At 44.8% G+C, this 14,823-nt stretch carries 16 protein-coding genes; 9 read left to right on the top strand and 7 right to left on the bottom strand.

What is annotated here, in order from left to right; genetic code table 11:
• Positions 1–12 precede the first annotated feature (12 nt).
• Genes sdaAA through B4J50_RS04860 form a run of 3 tightly spaced genes read right to left on the bottom strand, consistent with a single transcriptional unit; the run spans position 13 to position 2,152 of the window.
• On the bottom strand, positions 13–888 hold the full coding sequence (sdaAA, locus tag B4J50_RS04850) for an L-serine ammonia-lyase, iron-sulfur-dependent, subunit alpha (RefSeq protein WP_286847818.1): 876 nt from the start codon (positions 886–888) through the stop codon (positions 13–15).
• Positions 885–1,571 (bottom strand): L-serine ammonia-lyase, iron-sulfur-dependent subunit beta, encoded by a 687-nt coding sequence (gene sdaAB / locus B4J50_RS04855; RefSeq protein ID WP_286847816.1) that lies wholly within the window; start codon positions 1,569–1,571, stop codon positions 885–887. The genes sdaAA and sdaAB overlap by 4 nt, the downstream gene beginning before the upstream one ends.
• Positions 1,562–2,152, bottom strand: coding sequence for a nucleoside deaminase (locus tag B4J50_RS04860; protein ID WP_286847814.1), 591 nt, complete (start codon positions 2,150–2,152; stop codon positions 1,562–1,564). Before B4J50_RS04860 ends, sdaAB begins: the two co-directional genes overlap by 10 nt.
• 251 nt (positions 2,153–2,403) lie before the next feature.
• Between B4J50_RS04860 and B4J50_RS04865 the strand changes: the two genes are divergently transcribed.
• Positions 2,404–2,505 carry an LPXTG cell wall anchor domain-containing protein gene (locus tag B4J50_RS04865; protein WP_286847812.1) on the top strand — a complete coding sequence of 34 codons (102 nt, stop codon included), beginning with the start codon at positions 2,404–2,406 and terminating at the stop codon, positions 2,503–2,505.
• 129 nt (positions 2,506–2,634) lie between these two features.
• Entirely contained in the window at positions 2,635–3,996 is a 1,362-nt protein-coding gene (locus B4J50_RS04870; RefSeq protein ID WP_286847811.1) for a 4Fe-4S binding protein, read from the top strand.
• A 129-nt stretch (positions 3,997–4,125) separates the two neighbouring features.
• Here the strand turns inward: B4J50_RS04870 and B4J50_RS04875 are convergent, their stop codons facing one another.
• The 3 genes from B4J50_RS04875 to thrC form a co-directional block, all read right to left on the bottom strand.
• Positions 4,126–5,313 (bottom strand): PLP-dependent aminotransferase family protein, encoded by a 1,188-nt coding sequence (locus tag B4J50_RS04875; RefSeq protein WP_024821183.1) that lies wholly within the window; start codon positions 5,311–5,313, stop codon positions 4,126–4,128.
• Positions 5,314–5,399: 86 nt separating this feature from the next.
• Positions 5,400–6,542: a threonine synthase gene (locus tag B4J50_RS04880; protein ID WP_286847810.1), complete on the bottom strand. Its 1,143-nt coding sequence runs from the start codon at positions 6,540–6,542 to the stop codon at positions 5,400–5,402.
• Between the two features lie 19 nt (positions 6,543–6,561).
• On the bottom strand, positions 6,562–7,767 hold the full coding sequence (gene thrC / locus B4J50_RS04885) for a threonine synthase (protein WP_286847808.1): 1,206 nt from the start codon (positions 7,765–7,767) through the stop codon (positions 6,562–6,564).
• 193 nt (positions 7,768–7,960) lie between these two features.
• On the opposite strand from thrC, the gene B4J50_RS04890 reads away from it, so the two are divergent.
• Together B4J50_RS04890 and B4J50_RS04895 are read left to right on the top strand one after the other, a co-directional pair.
• A complete protein-coding gene (locus B4J50_RS04890) occupies positions 7,961–8,746 on the top strand; it encodes an amino acid ABC transporter ATP-binding protein (protein WP_024821186.1) in 786 nt (261 codons plus the stop codon).
• Positions 8,747–10,306, top strand: a complete 1,560-nt coding sequence (locus B4J50_RS04895; RefSeq protein ID WP_286847806.1) for an ABC transporter substrate-binding protein/permease — start codon at positions 8,747–8,749, stop codon at positions 10,304–10,306.
• A gap of 55 nt (positions 10,307–10,361) precedes the next feature.
• Here B4J50_RS04895 and B4J50_RS04900 read toward each other — a convergent pair whose 3' ends face one another.
• Positions 10,362–11,237: a PhzF family phenazine biosynthesis protein gene (locus B4J50_RS04900; RefSeq protein WP_024821188.1), complete on the bottom strand. Its 876-nt coding sequence runs from the start codon at positions 11,235–11,237 to the stop codon at positions 10,362–10,364.
• A gap of 199 nt (positions 11,238–11,436) precedes the next feature.
• On the opposite strand from B4J50_RS04900, the gene B4J50_RS04905 reads away from it, so the two are divergent.
• Genes B4J50_RS04905 through B4J50_RS04925 form a run of 5 tightly spaced genes read left to right on the top strand, consistent with a single transcriptional unit; the run spans position 11,437 to position 14,800 of the window.
• Positions 11,437–12,231 carry a DUF4198 domain-containing protein gene (locus tag B4J50_RS04905; RefSeq protein ID WP_024821189.1) on the top strand — a complete coding sequence of 265 codons (795 nt, stop codon included), beginning with the start codon at positions 11,437–11,439 and terminating at the stop codon, positions 12,229–12,231.
• Positions 12,231–12,833 carry a cobalt transporter CbiM gene (gene cbiM / locus B4J50_RS04910; RefSeq protein WP_024821190.1) on the top strand — a complete coding sequence of 201 codons (603 nt, stop codon included), beginning with the start codon at positions 12,231–12,233 and terminating at the stop codon, positions 12,831–12,833. Before B4J50_RS04905 ends, cbiM begins: the two co-directional genes overlap by 1 nt.
• Positions 12,830–13,435, top strand: a complete 606-nt coding sequence (locus B4J50_RS04915; protein ID WP_024821191.1) for a hypothetical protein — start codon at positions 12,830–12,832, stop codon at positions 13,433–13,435. The genes cbiM and B4J50_RS04915 overlap by 4 nt, the downstream gene beginning before the upstream one ends.
• Entirely contained in the window at positions 13,425–14,147 is a 723-nt protein-coding gene (gene cbiQ, locus B4J50_RS04920; protein ID WP_286847803.1) for a cobalt ECF transporter T component CbiQ, read from the top strand. Before B4J50_RS04915 ends, cbiQ begins: the two co-directional genes overlap by 11 nt.
• Positions 14,144–14,800: an energy-coupling factor ABC transporter ATP-binding protein gene (locus B4J50_RS04925; protein WP_024821193.1), complete on the top strand. Its 657-nt coding sequence runs from the start codon at positions 14,144–14,146 to the stop codon at positions 14,798–14,800. Before cbiQ ends, B4J50_RS04925 begins: the two co-directional genes overlap by 4 nt.
• Positions 14,801–14,823: the final 23 nt, after the last annotated feature.

The following is a 14,823-nucleotide window of genomic DNA, read 5'->3' on the forward strand; positions in this document are numbered from 1 at the left end:
GGTTATGATAGTCTACCACCTTCCGTGGAGAACCTCTGAAGCCAAACGTCGGGCTGTAGGGGTAACAGCCAGCCCTCCCCGAGCTGTTTCTCGCAGTGTTTCAGGCATTGCCCTCCCTACTTGCCCCATAGCATCAATTACTTCATCTGCCGGAAGAATAGATTTGATGCCGGCAAGGGCCATGTCAGCAGCCAACGCGGCTACAGAAACAAGCAAACCATTCCTCTTGATGCAAGGAGATTCCACTAACCCGCCTATAGGGTCACATACGAGGCCAAGCACTGATTTAAAGGTAAGAGACACGCTATGGGCAATAGTATCGGGCGCTCCCTCACGAAGGGCTACAAGAGCAGCTGCGCCCATAGCTGCCGCAGCACCACATTCAGCCTGACAACCGCCTTCAGCTCCAGCTAGAGTCGCTCTTGAAGCTACAACAGCACCTACAGCACCAGCTACAGTCAAAGCATCTACAAGTTCACTTTTTTCGGAAGCAAAATGATCTCTATACGAAAAGAGAAGGCCAGGCAATATACCGCAACTTCCTGCCGTAGGCGCTGCCACAATACGCCCCATAGCTGCATTATAAGTAGCCACAGCTATAGCTATCTGAGAAGCTCTTAGAACATAGGGACTCGTAAAAGCCTCCGAATTTTGAGATGCAACGTAGGTCCCTATTTTCTCCGCCTCTGGCTTGATAATCTTGCCACTCCAGTTTCCAGAAAGAGCTTCTTGAACAGAAAGAGCCATGTCATCAAAACGGCTTTCCATATCTTTTCGAATCGTCTCCACAGAATGCCCTGTCTCTTGCTCCTCTATCTGATACACACTTTCAATAAAGGAACATCCTGAATTATTACTTAAAGCTACCAAATCTCCTAACGATCTCATTTCGAAGTTCCTCCTCGAGCATAAAGGGGTAATACTCGGATAATAGATGGATGGGCACGTTCCATGGCCTGCTTTACACTGTCGTCAGGAGGAGAAGGCAGATCAAGCTCAATAACAAGAGACGCCATGCCCCCCTTTGACTTACGATACAGGCTTAAAGTAGCAATGTTAATCTCCATTTCAGCAAAAAGCTTCGTTATAGCCGCTACAACCCCATGGGTATCGCGATGGATAGTGATAAGAGAAGGAAGTTCTCCAGAAACGCTTACCTTAAAACCATCAATCTCCTGCAGTTCTACAGCCCCACCACCAATAGAAGCGCCAATAACTTCGAGAGTCCGATTGTCTTTTCCTGTAAAAACAAAACGGGCAGAGTTGGGATGAGCTCCGTCTACTTCTTCCACATCGAAACGATAATTAAATTGCAGTTCTTTCGCAATAGAAAGGGCATTTCGAAGGCGCATATCATCAGGAGCCATACCTAATAGACCCGCCACAAGAGCCCGATCTGTTCCATGACCGTAACTCGTATAAGCGAAACTACCTCGTAAAAATATCTCCACACTCTCCAGTGGATCTTCTCCCCAGCACGCTAACGCCAAACGACCAAGGCGAGCGGCGCCAGCGGTGTGACTCGAAGACGGTCCAATCATTACCGGTCCAATAATCTCTGTTAAGGGCATAGCCTCTCCTCCTCTACGTTAAAATCATCCTTCTCTCCCTTTTGGTAGATTGCCGATAGCTCCTCATAGGTCCTCTTAAGTTTTTCAATACGGGCCTCCCCAAGCTCCGGTTCTTCCAAATGAGAGATTAAATCTGTAAGGGGTATATTTTTAAAAAATTGATTATCGCGACTCGGCGAGGAACAGTAAAAAACATCCCTTAAGATTTGTATATCATTAGGGGTGTGAAAAGCGTCCCGCGTCTCTTCGTAGTTGAAAAGGAAGTAGATTTCTGGGAACCCAGACCACGCTACGGCAGAAAGACACATGGAACATGGCTCATGAGTAGAGAGCAATAGACATTCTTTGGGATCTGGGTGAGGATCAAGTTCAAAGAACTTCTTTATAGTATAAACCTCCCCGTGCCAAAGAGGATTCCACCCTTCATGATTAGTTCCTGCCGTTATTAGAGAAAGGTCAGACCGAAACAATATTGCTGCCCCAAAAATGTTATGGCCGCCAAGAACGGCAACTCGAGTTTGGGGAAGAATATGATCTTCAATAACATCCAACATCCTCCAAAATATCACTTCCTGGTCCATAAACACCCCTCCTTTGAAAGTATTATATCCTGAAGTTCCCTTCTCCTGCATACTCTTCAATAATGAAAATTAAAAAAATTAATAGTTGAATATAGTTGTTATTTGTGCTATTTTCAAATTGATAAGAATAGTTGGCATTTTCAGCCGATTTTGTTTCTTGATCATGACGCCTCGTGCGCGTCGCTTTAAAAGGACCTTCGTAACTGTCTCAACTAAACCTAACCCCGGCACTACACGAGGAGGTGAGTTGTATGAATGCCCTAACAGTTGTGTGGCTTGCTCTCGGGCTTCTTATTGTCGGAGGCGTCCTTTTTATGAAGAAGAAGCGGAGCAATGAAGAAACAAATGACTAAAACTCCTCACTGCAGTGGGCGTAAAAGAGTTGCGCCCACTCTAATACCCCTCTAGAGTACGCATTTTTGCTGATAGCAAAATCCTTTCCCCGAGAAGATAATAAAAAATAAAAAGGGGGAGGAGATGAAATGAGGTCACAAAAGATACGCCTCGCTACACAGTTACTATTCCTCGCATTTCTCTCTTGGGTCGGTTTTCAACATCAAAGAGTGGGAGGTGGCCCCCAAGGGGTCCCACCAGTAGATGCCCTCTGTCCTTTTGGGGGATTTGAAAGCCTCTACAGCTATATAGCTACTGGAACGTGGCTGAGACGCATCGCTCCAAGTTCCTTTGTTCTCTTTATTGGTGTTGTTCTTATGACTATAGTGGTAGGCCGAGTTTTTTGCAGCTGGATTTGCCCTCTGGGTACTTTAGGGGAACTTTCAGCAAAAGGAGCAAGGAAACTTGGCATAGCTTCTCGGGAACTCCCCAACTATATAGATCGTCCTGCACGATATTTAAAATATGGAATTCTCTTTCTCATTATATTTCTTACATGGAAGCTCGGAACTTTGGTATGGAGAGATTATGATCCCTGGGTCGCATGGATGCATTTAAGCGCTGGTTGGGGGGAAATCGCAGGTAAACCTTGGGCTTTCGTAATCCTTTTTGGTACCGTTATAGCTGCAAGTTTATGGATTGAACGATTTTGGTGCCGCTATTTGTGCCCATTAGGGGCTGTCCTTGCTTTGGGGCAAAAGCTGAGCCTTATAAAAGTAAATCGCCAGCCCTCCTCCTGCGTCCATTGCCATCAATGCCATATAGTATGCTCTGTCAATCTCGACCCTGAATCAAAAGAAGTGGAGAAAAGTGGCGAATGTCTTGCTTGCGGAAGATGTACCGACCGATGCCCTGTGGAGAAGACGCTTTTCTTTAGGTGGCGAAAAAAAGTTTTCTCTTCTCTTGCCATAGGCTTTATGGGGTTAGCTCTATTTTTTGGAGCTTACGCTTTCGGGCGGCTCAGCGGAACGTGGCTCACCTTTGCGCCAGCTCCCAAAGAGGTTTCTCAAGCTAACCCTGCAGATAAAGTTTACGGATGGATGTCTATCAGCCAAATATCTGAAGCCGTGGGGTTATCTGAGGAGGAGGTTATCGCCATTGCTTCCCTTCCTTCAGATATTCCTCGAGATGTATCGTTGAAAAAGATTGAGGGAGTGGATGATGAAGAAGTGAGAGGAGCCCTGTCTCTTTACTTTGAACAAAAGGGAATTCCGTTGGCAACAACGGGGGAAACGCCGTCAAAGAATCTTCCTAACCCCGATGAGATCAAGGGGTCTGTAACATTACAAACCATATCCCAGACTTACAATATCCCTGCTGAAAAGATTCTTGAAGAAGCAGGCTGGCCTCTTGATGCATCAAGAGACAAAGCGCTGAAGGAACTAGCTGTACTCTATAATTCTGAGGTAAGTGTGATACGAGAAGCCATAAAAAAACTTCTAAGAAATTAGTTTAATATAAAAGAGGGGGCTTTTGAAGGCAAAATACGCCTCTAAACGTTGGATTTTCTGCCCAACTTTTGGAGCGCTGAACAAAGTCCCCCTCTTCATCTTATGAACTTCAACGACACGGCTCCATCCCTACAGATACTGATCCATAGCTTCACTCAAAAGATGAATCCCCCGTCGAATTTTTTCTGGTGGCATATTGGAATAGTTAAGTCGCAAGGTATTTTCATGACCGCCGCGAGGGAAGAAAGCTCCTCCGGGAACAAAAGCAACTTTCTTGGCAATTGCTGTTATAAGAAGGTCTCGCCCATTCACACCTTCTGGAAGGGTGATCCAAGAAAATAGGCCCCCCTCAGGCTTGGTATAGGAAACATCGGAAGGGAAAGAAGCCTGAATAGCCTCCATCATAATATCTCGTCGCTTCTTGTAAAGCTCTATAAGTTTCGCTACATGGGCATCAAGATTGTACATTTCCATATAGCTATCAATTTCATACTGGCTCAATGTGGGAGAGTGCAAATCTGCAGCCTGTTTCAAATAAGCGAATCGTTCATACAGCTCCCCTTCAGCACATAACCAAGCGATGCGCATTCCAGGGCAAAATATTTTAGAGAATGTACCCAATAAAACAACATTTCCTGTCTTATCAAGAGACTTTAAAGAAGGAAGCATCTCCCCTTGAAAACGGAGCTCACCGTAAGGATTATCTTCAATTACCACTACGGAATAGCGCGAAATAATTTCTATAAAAGATTTCCGGCGTTGGATAGACCAGGTTTTCCCAGTAGGATTCTGAAAATCGGGAATAACGTAAATTGCCTTTACCCGTTTTTCCTTTTTTAAAGCTTCTTCGAGAGAGTCAGGAACCATACCCTCGTCATCAGTAGCAATCTCTACGTATCTAGGGCTATATCCATTGAAAGCACTGAGAGCCCCTAGATAGGTAGGACTTTCGCAGAGCACCACATCTCCTTCGTCAAGAAGCATTTTGCCGAGAAGATCAAGGGACTGCTGGGATCCTGTGGTTATCATAATATTCTCTGTCGTAAGACGAGTTTTGTACTTTTCGTTCATGCGATTCGCTATTTTCCCACGTAACGGAGCGTAACCCTCTGTAGTAGAGTATTGGAGAGCTTTTGCCCCATATTTCTCTAAAACATGAGCTGTTACGACCTTCATTTCTTCAATAGGGAAAAGCTCCGGAGCCGGAAGGCCGCCAGCAAAAGAGATAATATCAGGGTCCGCCGTAACTTTGAGAATAGCAGCTATATCCGATGCCTGAAAGTTTTTCATTCGCCGAGCAAAAACATTCTTGTCCATAAAAAGCCCTCCTGTCATAAAATAATTGAGGGGCATTATAACAGGAAATCGTCATTTTGGGAAAGAACTTTCTCTATTTAATACAACTAAGGCTCTATTCCTTTTACTTCTTTTCTATGAAGAATTTTATCTGTGGCTTTCAGACCCGAACCAGAAAGAAAAGCCACTACAGTCTGGTCGCGAGAGATCACATCATCAGCTATAAGTTTGGAGAGGGCTGCTCCGACTACGGCACTTGTAGGCTCTACATAAAAACCTTTACACGCCAACATATCAAAAGCTTCCCACGTCTCGCCATCCTCAACAGCGATACACATTCCTTCCGTAGCTCGCACCGCTCCAAGAACCTGACGACCTCGTACCGGATGAGCTGAACTAATTCCCTCGGCTATTGTTTCTCGCTTCTCAATCGGGAAAGGATCCATATCTCCTCTCACAAATCCTTCATAGAGCGGAGCGCACCCCCTGGCCTGTACTGCAACGATCTTTGGAAGGCGAGATATTTTCCCCGCTGCGAGAAGATGGCGAAAAGCAAGATAACACCCTAATACGAGGCTTCCCTGCCCCGCGGGGACAATCACATAGTCGGGGACTGCATATCCCAGCTGCTCCCACAACTCGAAAGCATAGGTTTTAACTCCATGGATAAAATAAGGGCTCCAATTATGGCTCGCATAGTAAAATTCCTGAGATGCTTGCTCTGTAACCAGTGTGGTTTCTTCACGAGATCCAGGGACTTTTACGAGTTCTGCCCCATAGCTCTCAATCTGCACACATTTTCCAGCCGACGTATACGCAGGGACAAAAACTCGACAACGAATGCCCGCCCGGGCAGCGTACGCTGCCATTGAGGCCCCGGCATTCCCTGAAGAATCCTCTATGATCGTCTGGAGCCCATGTTCCTTGAGTTTCGTCATTTGGTAGGCAATGCCGCGATCTTTGTAAGATCCTGTAGGCAAGAGAAAATCCAATTTGAAAAAAATCTTATGATCCTTCCATAGGGCAGGAACAAGAGGGGTTCGACCTTCCCCTAAAGATACAGGTTCCGTCCCTATCTTAAAAGGTAGAGCTTCTTTGTATCTCCAGATCGACAGGGAACGGCGTTTTAGCTCTTCCGGTCCCGGGAAAAATGTTTCATCTATCTCCAACGAGAGAGCCCCTCCGCAAGGGCATCTCCAAAGGCGCAAAATCTCTTCGTACGTTTCATGACACACGGAACATCGCAACATAAAAATCCACCTCCATATGTTACGAAATAGAATGGGAAAGGCAGGGCTTCAATTGAGAAATATCACACTCTTCCACCGCAAGATGATGGTGCTGAAAAACAGAGGTATATTTCAAACCACTACCAGTAAGCACACAAACTACACAATGATTACTTTTAAGAGCACCATCATGAACGAGGCGTTTCAAGGCAGCCAAAGATGATGCGGAGGCAGGTTGTACAAAAAGTCCTGTTTCCGCAAGCTCTTTTTGCGCTGCAAGGATCTCTTCATCTGATACGGCAAGAGCTATACCGCTATTTTTATTCAACACCCTCAAAACCTGATTACCACTTGGGGGGAAAGGATTTTCTATGGCATGGGCGATAGTGTGAGGATTTGAGAATCTTTCCACTACTAATGATTTTTTTTCAAAAGCTTTCACTATAGGGGAACATCCTTCCGCCTGAACACATACAATGGTAGGGATACGAGCGATAAGTCCTACTTTATAAAACTCACGAAACCCTTTCTCAATTCCACGAATATTGCCTCCCGCACTTGTAGGGACAATTACAAAATCGGGGACGCGAAAAGATGTCTGTTCACAAATTTCAAATGCAATAGTTTTAGAACCTTCTACGCGAAAAGGGACATCAGAGTTCATAAAATAAATCCCGAGTTCCTCTCCTAGACGCAAACTTTCAGAATAAAGACGGGAGTAATCTCCATGAACTCGTATAAGTCGAGGATGGTAGATAGCGATAGGATTCAATTTTTCTGAGGGGATATCGCTACTCACTAATATTGTAGTTTCAACCCCAGCTTTCGCTCCAAAAGCAGCTACTGAAGCAGCCATATTACCTGTTGAGACTGTGCCGATCCGAGAAAACCCCAATATTTTAGCGTGGCGAAGAGCTGTAGCTGTTCCCCTATCTTTAAAAGACCATGTGGGATTTGCCGTTTCATTTTTAAAAGCCACAGCGCCTATTCCATATTTCTTTGCCAGAGCAGGTGTCCACACAAGAGGGGTCATCCCCTCCCCAAGATCCAGTTCGTCATAGCGCTCCCTAAAGGGGAAAAATTCGCCGTATCTTCTAAAAATATTAAAGTACGCTTCTGCTTTAATGGAACCTGTTCCTATCTCCTCCAACTCGAGAGGTTCATTACATTTTGGACAGCGAGAAAATGAGGTACGAAATGGGTAACGAGATTCGCAGACAGTACAGATAAGGGCTTTTTCTGACAAAACAGAATCCCTCCTTCAGGTTCTTTTCCTATGAGGAATTATAACGTAGAAAAAGAGTTGTTTTTCCCTTTTTATCCTTGCATCTAAATTTTTTTCTGTCATACTATCCCTGCTTATGATAACAATAAACTCAAAACCAAATCGGGGAGAGTGAAATCACACAAAAAAACAATTGTAAGGAGGTTGAGGCAGATTGACACGTGCGGCTAAACCTTTGATTCACGTTGAAAATCTGTACAAGAGCTTTGAGGATGGAGACGTTTTGAACGGCATCTCCATTGATATTTACGAAGGGGATTTGGTCTCTATTATCGGACCGTCAGGATGTGGGAAATCAACGTTCTTGCGGTGTCTCAATTGTCTCGAGTACATGGACTCCGGTACTATTACCATAGCTGGCGTTACGGTAAGCCGCACCGGCAATGAAAAGGAGCTGGGCAAACGCTTTCTCACATCCTGTCATCTCATGAGACAAGAGGTAGGAATGGTTTTCCAGAGCTTCAATCTTTTCCCTCATAAAACCGTTCTCGAAAATGTTATGCTAGCCCCTATAGTCGTAAAAAAGATTGGGGAAGCCGAAGCTCGTGAAACAGCCATGCAACTCCTTGCAAAAGTAGGGCTTTCCGAACACATCCATAAGTATCCCGCTACCTTATCTGGCGGGCAGACTCAGCGTGCAGCCATTGCTCGCGCCTTGGCCATGAATCCCAAGGTCATGCTTTACGACGAACCCACATCAGCCTTAGATCCGGAACTGGTTGGAGAAGTGTTGCAGGTTATGAAAGATCTTGATGAGGAAGGTATGACTCAGATCATCGTAACCCATCAGATGCGTTTTGCCCGAAATGCCTCAGACTACATTGTCTTTATGGATGGAGGAGAGATCGTCGAGGTGGCTGACGGCGATGTACTCTTCGAATTTCCTCAAAATAAAAGGACAAAAGAGTTCCTTCGACACCTTACAGAGGATGTAGCGTAAATGAAACGGTTCATATCTTTATTCTTTGCGCTTTCTGTTCTCTTCCTTGCTGTTGCTTCGTCCTCAGCTATGGCGAAAGAGAAGCCCATATTGCGATGGGGTGGGGACACAGAGGGGGGAGTTCCTTACATGTTTTACGACCCCTTCGATATGAATCAGCTTATCGGTTTTGAAGTAGAAATTATGGATGCCATTGCAGACTATCTGGGAATGGAAACAGAATTTGTCCAAAATGGATGGGATAATCTCATTCCAGGGCTCGAGAGGCACTTATATGATGTAGCTATCGATGGTCTGGAAATTACGCCGGAACACAAGAATGTAGTTAATTTCTCTATTCCTTACTACTCCACTTTCCTTCAGCTGGCGGTACGTAAGGGGACAAAAGGCATTACAACCCTTGACGACTGCAAAGGGAAAATAGTGGGAACCCTGAAGCAATCTTATGCGTACTTCCTCTTAGTAGAAGCCGGCATTCAAGACATTCGGACGTACGAAGACGAGATAAACGCATTCAACGACTTACAAAATGAACGCTTAGACGCAACTCTCTTCGATGATCCTGTTGCTGTTTACTATGCAGGATTCAACCCTGAAATCATGTTTGTAGGTCCTCCTATCGGGCGGATGGAATACGGAATTGCTATTCGGAAAGAGGATAAGGAGCTACTTTCAAAAATTAATGAAGCTATTGTCTACCTTCGAGATAGCGGGAAACTTCGGGAAATTTACGATCGATGGAACCTTTGGAGCCCCATGATGGCCGACATGTTCCAAGATTTCTCGCCCAGTAGAGTGGAACCCGCTATGTTCAACCATTGGGCTGAACATCAGAAACCTCAAATCTCGCTGCAAGAAAGAATCGAGAGATATATAAGCTTTCTTCCAATTCTTGCTAAAGCGGCGGTTATCACTATGAAGGTGTCGATTTTAGCTATGGTCTTAGCCATACTGCTCGGGCTTTTCCTGGCCATGACTAAAATTTTTGGGCCGCCATTTTTTTCTCATCTGGCTATAGGATATATAGAAGCCATTCGTGGGACACCAGTTCTCATCCAGCTCTTCTTTATTTTTTATGGACTTCCCAACATCGGCATAAAGCTAAGTCCATTTATTGCTGGAGTTCTGGGATTAGGCTTAAACTACGCCGCCTATGAAGCTGAGAATTACCGGGCTGGTCTATTAGCGGTACCAAGGCAACAAATGGAAGGCGCTCTCGCTTTAGGAATGACTCGCTGGCAGGCATTGCGCTATGTTGTCTTGCCTCAGGCTGTACGAGTAGCGTTACCGCCAGTCACAAACGATTTTATTTCTCTTTTAAAAGATTCTTCGTTAGTGTCTGTCATAACCATGGTAGACCTTACGAAAGCCTATGGACAGCTGGCCACTACTTACTATGATTACTTCGGGACTGGAATTATAGTAGCCACTATCTATTTTCTTTTAGGGCTGCCTTTCGTTCGTCTCGCTCGCTGGACAGAGAAAAAAATGGCTGTAGCAGTGCGAGGGAAGCGAAATGGAGGAGGTTCTACCATAGGGGAAAAACCTGGAGCTTATTAAGTACGTTAAAAACTAAACGAAGGGCTAGGTCGACCGACCCAGCCCTTCGTTTTCTTTAAATAAGTTCTCCTTTAGCGACAGGGATCACATTGCCCCCCACCCATACTCGAATCTGACCTCCGGAATCTTTTGCGGAAATAAATAAAAGAGATGGCCGATGAACTGCATAGCCTTGCTCTACTCGTACATTCTCTATGCTGCTAGATTCCAGGAATCGGTGACGGACCAAATAGGACGCCAAACATCCTGCCCCACTTCCAGTCGCAGGATCTTCCTCCACACCAAAACAAGGAGCCAAAACCCGAACGTGAAGATGATTTGAAGAATGTACCGGTTCAGGACAAAAAGCGAGAATTAATACCTTCCCTGTCCTTTGGATGAAAGCATCATATGCATCTCTATCCAAACGTACACGACTCAAAACATCCCGCCGCCGAAAAGGGACAATAATCGTAGGCAACCCTGTAGAAACCCACTGTACAGGGTACTCTTCCATTATAGCGTCTGATGTGACACCCAACACCGACACTAGATCTTCTGGAGGGTAGATCGGACCAAATTCTGGCGTATTCTGCTCCATAATAAACAGATGCTCTTCCCGTCTCACCTGAATAAGTCCTGCCTTGAGGCTCAGGGCAATAGAATTTGGATTCCCAGGTGCTAACTCTCTTATAATAACAGCAGCTGTCCCCAAAGTAGGGTGACCAGCGAAAGGGACCTCCCCTGCAGGTGTGAATATCCGAACTGGATAACCGCCGTTAAGAGGTTTATCGTGAAGGATAAAACTTGTCTCCGAGTAGTTCATCTCTCTGGCAATTTCCAGCATATCCTCGGTAGAGAGATCTCCTGCATCGCGAACTACAGCTAAGGGATTGCCTGCATATTTCTTCTCCCCAAAAACATCAACAATGTAAAATTCATGCTTTTTCATAATCCAACCCTCCTTTCTTATGACAAGCAACATTTAAATATGGTCTTCTACATACCTTAACATATTCTTTTATGTCGTAAGCTCTCTTTTAAGCGGGAATCGTGAAAAAATGTCCTTGACATTTCTTGACGAGTAGAGTAACACTATAACTATATTTCGTAACACAAATCTTAAAAATCTTCAGAGGGGGATACAAAAAGTGAAGGATCACAAAATGTGGCGGAGTTTTGTTTTTGCCTCGGTTTTATGTAGTATCTTCTTTATGGCGACCTCGTCATGGGCTCATTTCCAAGTTATTCTACCTGATCAAAATATCGTAACTCAAAATGGGGTTAAAGATATCAATATTTCTCTGCTTTTCACTCATCCTTTCGAGCAGCATCTCATGGACATGGAAAAGCCCGCACAGTTTGGAGTGTTAGCACGCGGAGAAAAGACAGATCTTTTATCAACCCTTACGTCCGAAAAATCTAAAGACAACATGAGAACGTGGAAGGCAACATATCAGATAAAACGACCTGGTGACCATGTTTTTTATGTAGAGCCTGCTCCATATTGGGAACCTGCTGAAGATACATATATTATCCACTACACTAAAACTGTGGTCAATGCGTTTGGCATGGAGGAAGGATGGGATGAAACCGTCGGCCTTCGAGCAGAAATTATACCTCTGACTCGTCCCTATGGCCTTTGGGCAGGAAATGTTTTTCAAGGGAGAGTAGTTGTAGATGGGAAGCCAGCAGCGGATCTCGATGTAGAAGTAGAGTTTTATAACGACAGCCAAGACGTAAAAGCTCCTGCCGATCCTTTCATTACGCAAGTGGTTCGAACAGATGATCAAGGAGTGTTCACATACGCTATGCCGTGGTCAGGTTGGTGGGGCTTTGCTGCTCTTGCGGAAGCGCCAGAAACAAAGAAATCTCCAGACGGCACAAAGGACGCAGCTATTGAGCTCGGAGCTGTTTTATGGGTAAAGACGGTGAATAGAAACTAATGCATATAGCTGAAGGTGTACTTTCTCTTCCTGTTTTAGCTACAGGAGCTGCAGGTGCAATTGCAGGCATTGCCATAGGGCTTAAAAAGATGGATATGGAGACGGTTCCTCGAGCAGGAATCGTCTCTGCTGCTCTTTTTGTAGCATCACTTATACATGTAAACTTAGGAGCTACCAGTGTCCATCTTGTCCTGAATGGCATAGGAGGTTTGCTTTTAGGTTTTTGCCTTTTCCCCGCCTATGTAGTTGCCCTTTTTTTGCAGGCAGTCTTATTCCAATTTGGTGGCATTGTTGTTCTCGGAGTCAACACATGTACGATGGCATTTTCAGGAGTCCTTGGAGGATTGATGGGGCGATATATTCTTCGAGTCGGTTGGTCTCCATGGCTAGCCGGCGCTACAGCAGGAGCTGTAGGAGTTATGGGAGCGGCATTGTTCACAGCTACTGCTTTAGCGGCCAGTGGTGAAGCTTTTTTCACCTCGGCTCGCCTCATTCTCATAGCCCATGTTCCAATCATTGCCATAGAGGCGAGTGTGGGCGCTTTCATTATGATGTATGTGGCCCGAGTTATGCCATTTGTAGTGGAGGGAATGAAAAGATGAAAAAACGGTCTCTGGTAATAGCCTTGGTCTTCTCTTTATTTTTCTTGCCAACAGAAGCCTTGGCTCATAAGCTTAATGTCTTTGCCTACTTTGAAAATGGAGCTATTGTAGGAGAGGCCTATTTCAATGATGGCGCTCCCGTACAAAACTCTCCTATAAAGGTGGAAGAAACTTCTACTAATAAGCTTCTTGTTGAAGGAGAAACAGATGAAAGGGGACAATTTTCAATACCCCTTCCTACCGGAAAATATGCTGAAATTAAAGTTTCAGTAAGTGGGGGTATGGGACATATGGGGCAAACAACCATCGACTTGACACCCTCCTCCTCTTCAAGTACATCCATAGAAAAAGCGGAAGAAAAAAACAGTGATACGAAAAGAGAAATTTCTACTTTCTCTTCGGAGATTTCTGAGGAACAGTTTTCTCAGCTCGTCCAGAAAGCTGTCAAAGCAGAGACCGCCCCTCTTCGAGAGGAGCTCTTCCAACTACGGAAAGAACTTTCAAAGCCAAAGTTCACAGAGATTATAGGTGGGATTGGTTATATTATTGGGTTAGTAGGGGTTCTACTTTGGATCGGAGGACATCGAAGGCATGCACAGTAACAACCTGCCATCTTTAACGTACGATTTTAACTCTTCAGAGAGTTTTTTAACCAGAATATCGGCAAGTGCCAAGATCATGCTGGTCTTGGCCTTTGCCCTTTGTATAGCCTTGCTCTCATCTGTTTCAGCACAACTTTTTCTTCTTGGCTATAGCTTCATGCTTATTTTCCTCGCTAAAATTCAACTACGAGCCCTCATAAAACGCGTTCTTTCCCTTGACGGCTTTCTTATCTTCCTTTGGTTAACATTGCCTTTTTCAGGGCCTCATGGTGTAGAGTTAGCGCTCTCTATCACTATTAGAACCCATGCCGCTGTTTTCGCATTTATGGCTCTTTTGGGTACGACAAGTATGGGAGAGTTGCTCTATGGGCTTCGAGCCCTGGCTATTCCGCAAAAGCTTGTTCTGCTACTTCATTTCACATATCGATATGCGAGAGTTTTTGTAGAGGAAGCCGAAAAAATCTATACGTCCATGACCCTTCGCATGTTTCATCCATCTCTTTCCCTTGGAACACTCCGATCCTATGGAAACTTAATAGGGATGCTTCTTGTACGGAGTATCCTTCGGAGTGAACGGGTTGCTCACGCCATGGAATTAAGGGGATTTGATGGTTCTTTTCATTTTCTTGAATCTCCAGCATCGCCCAAAGAAGGGGACAATTTTCGTTTAGGAGTCCTTTACATCCTTTTAGCGGGGTGCTTCATTCTATGACATCTTTTCTCTCTCTCCAGAACATATCTTTTGCTTATCCTAGCTCTGAACCTCTTTTCTCTCGTCTTAACCTTAATCTTTATCGAGAGGGAAAAATATTTATACGTGGCCGAAATGGCGCTGGAAAAACCACGCTTTTTTCGCTAATTATGGGACTTTTAAAACCTACAGAAGGATCTATCCTCCTTGAAGGAAATCCGATTAAAACAAAAAAAGACATTCGCCATCTCCGGCGAAAAGTAGGACTCTTATTTCAAGATCCTGATGATCAGCTTTTTTGTCCAACCCTTCTTGATGACATCCTCTTCGGGCCTCTCAATTTAGGAATGGAGAAAGAGGAAGCCATGGACTCTGCCATGAAAGCTATGAAAGTTTTAAATATTGTTTCCCTTGCTTCGTACCCCCCTTATGCCCTTTCTGGGGGACAAAAACGCTTGGGAGCTCTTGCTGCGCTTCTTTCGATGAAACCAGAACTGCTTCTTCTCGACGAGCCCTCTAACGGTCTTGATGAAGAGGCATGGGAAAACCTCGTCTCCGTTTTACAAAAACTCCCTATAGCCCTCGTAATAGCCTCCCATGATATCCCCTTTCTAGAGCAGGTAACTCATAAAGGCTACGAAATGAAGAAAGGGTACCTCCTCTCCTTGAATTAAATTTTGACAACAATCCTCCTCTA

The organism is Aminobacterium sp. UBA4908 (assembly GCF_002398115.1).
Lineage (GTDB): Bacteria > Synergistota > Synergistia > Synergistales > Aminobacteriaceae > Aminobacterium > Aminobacterium mobile.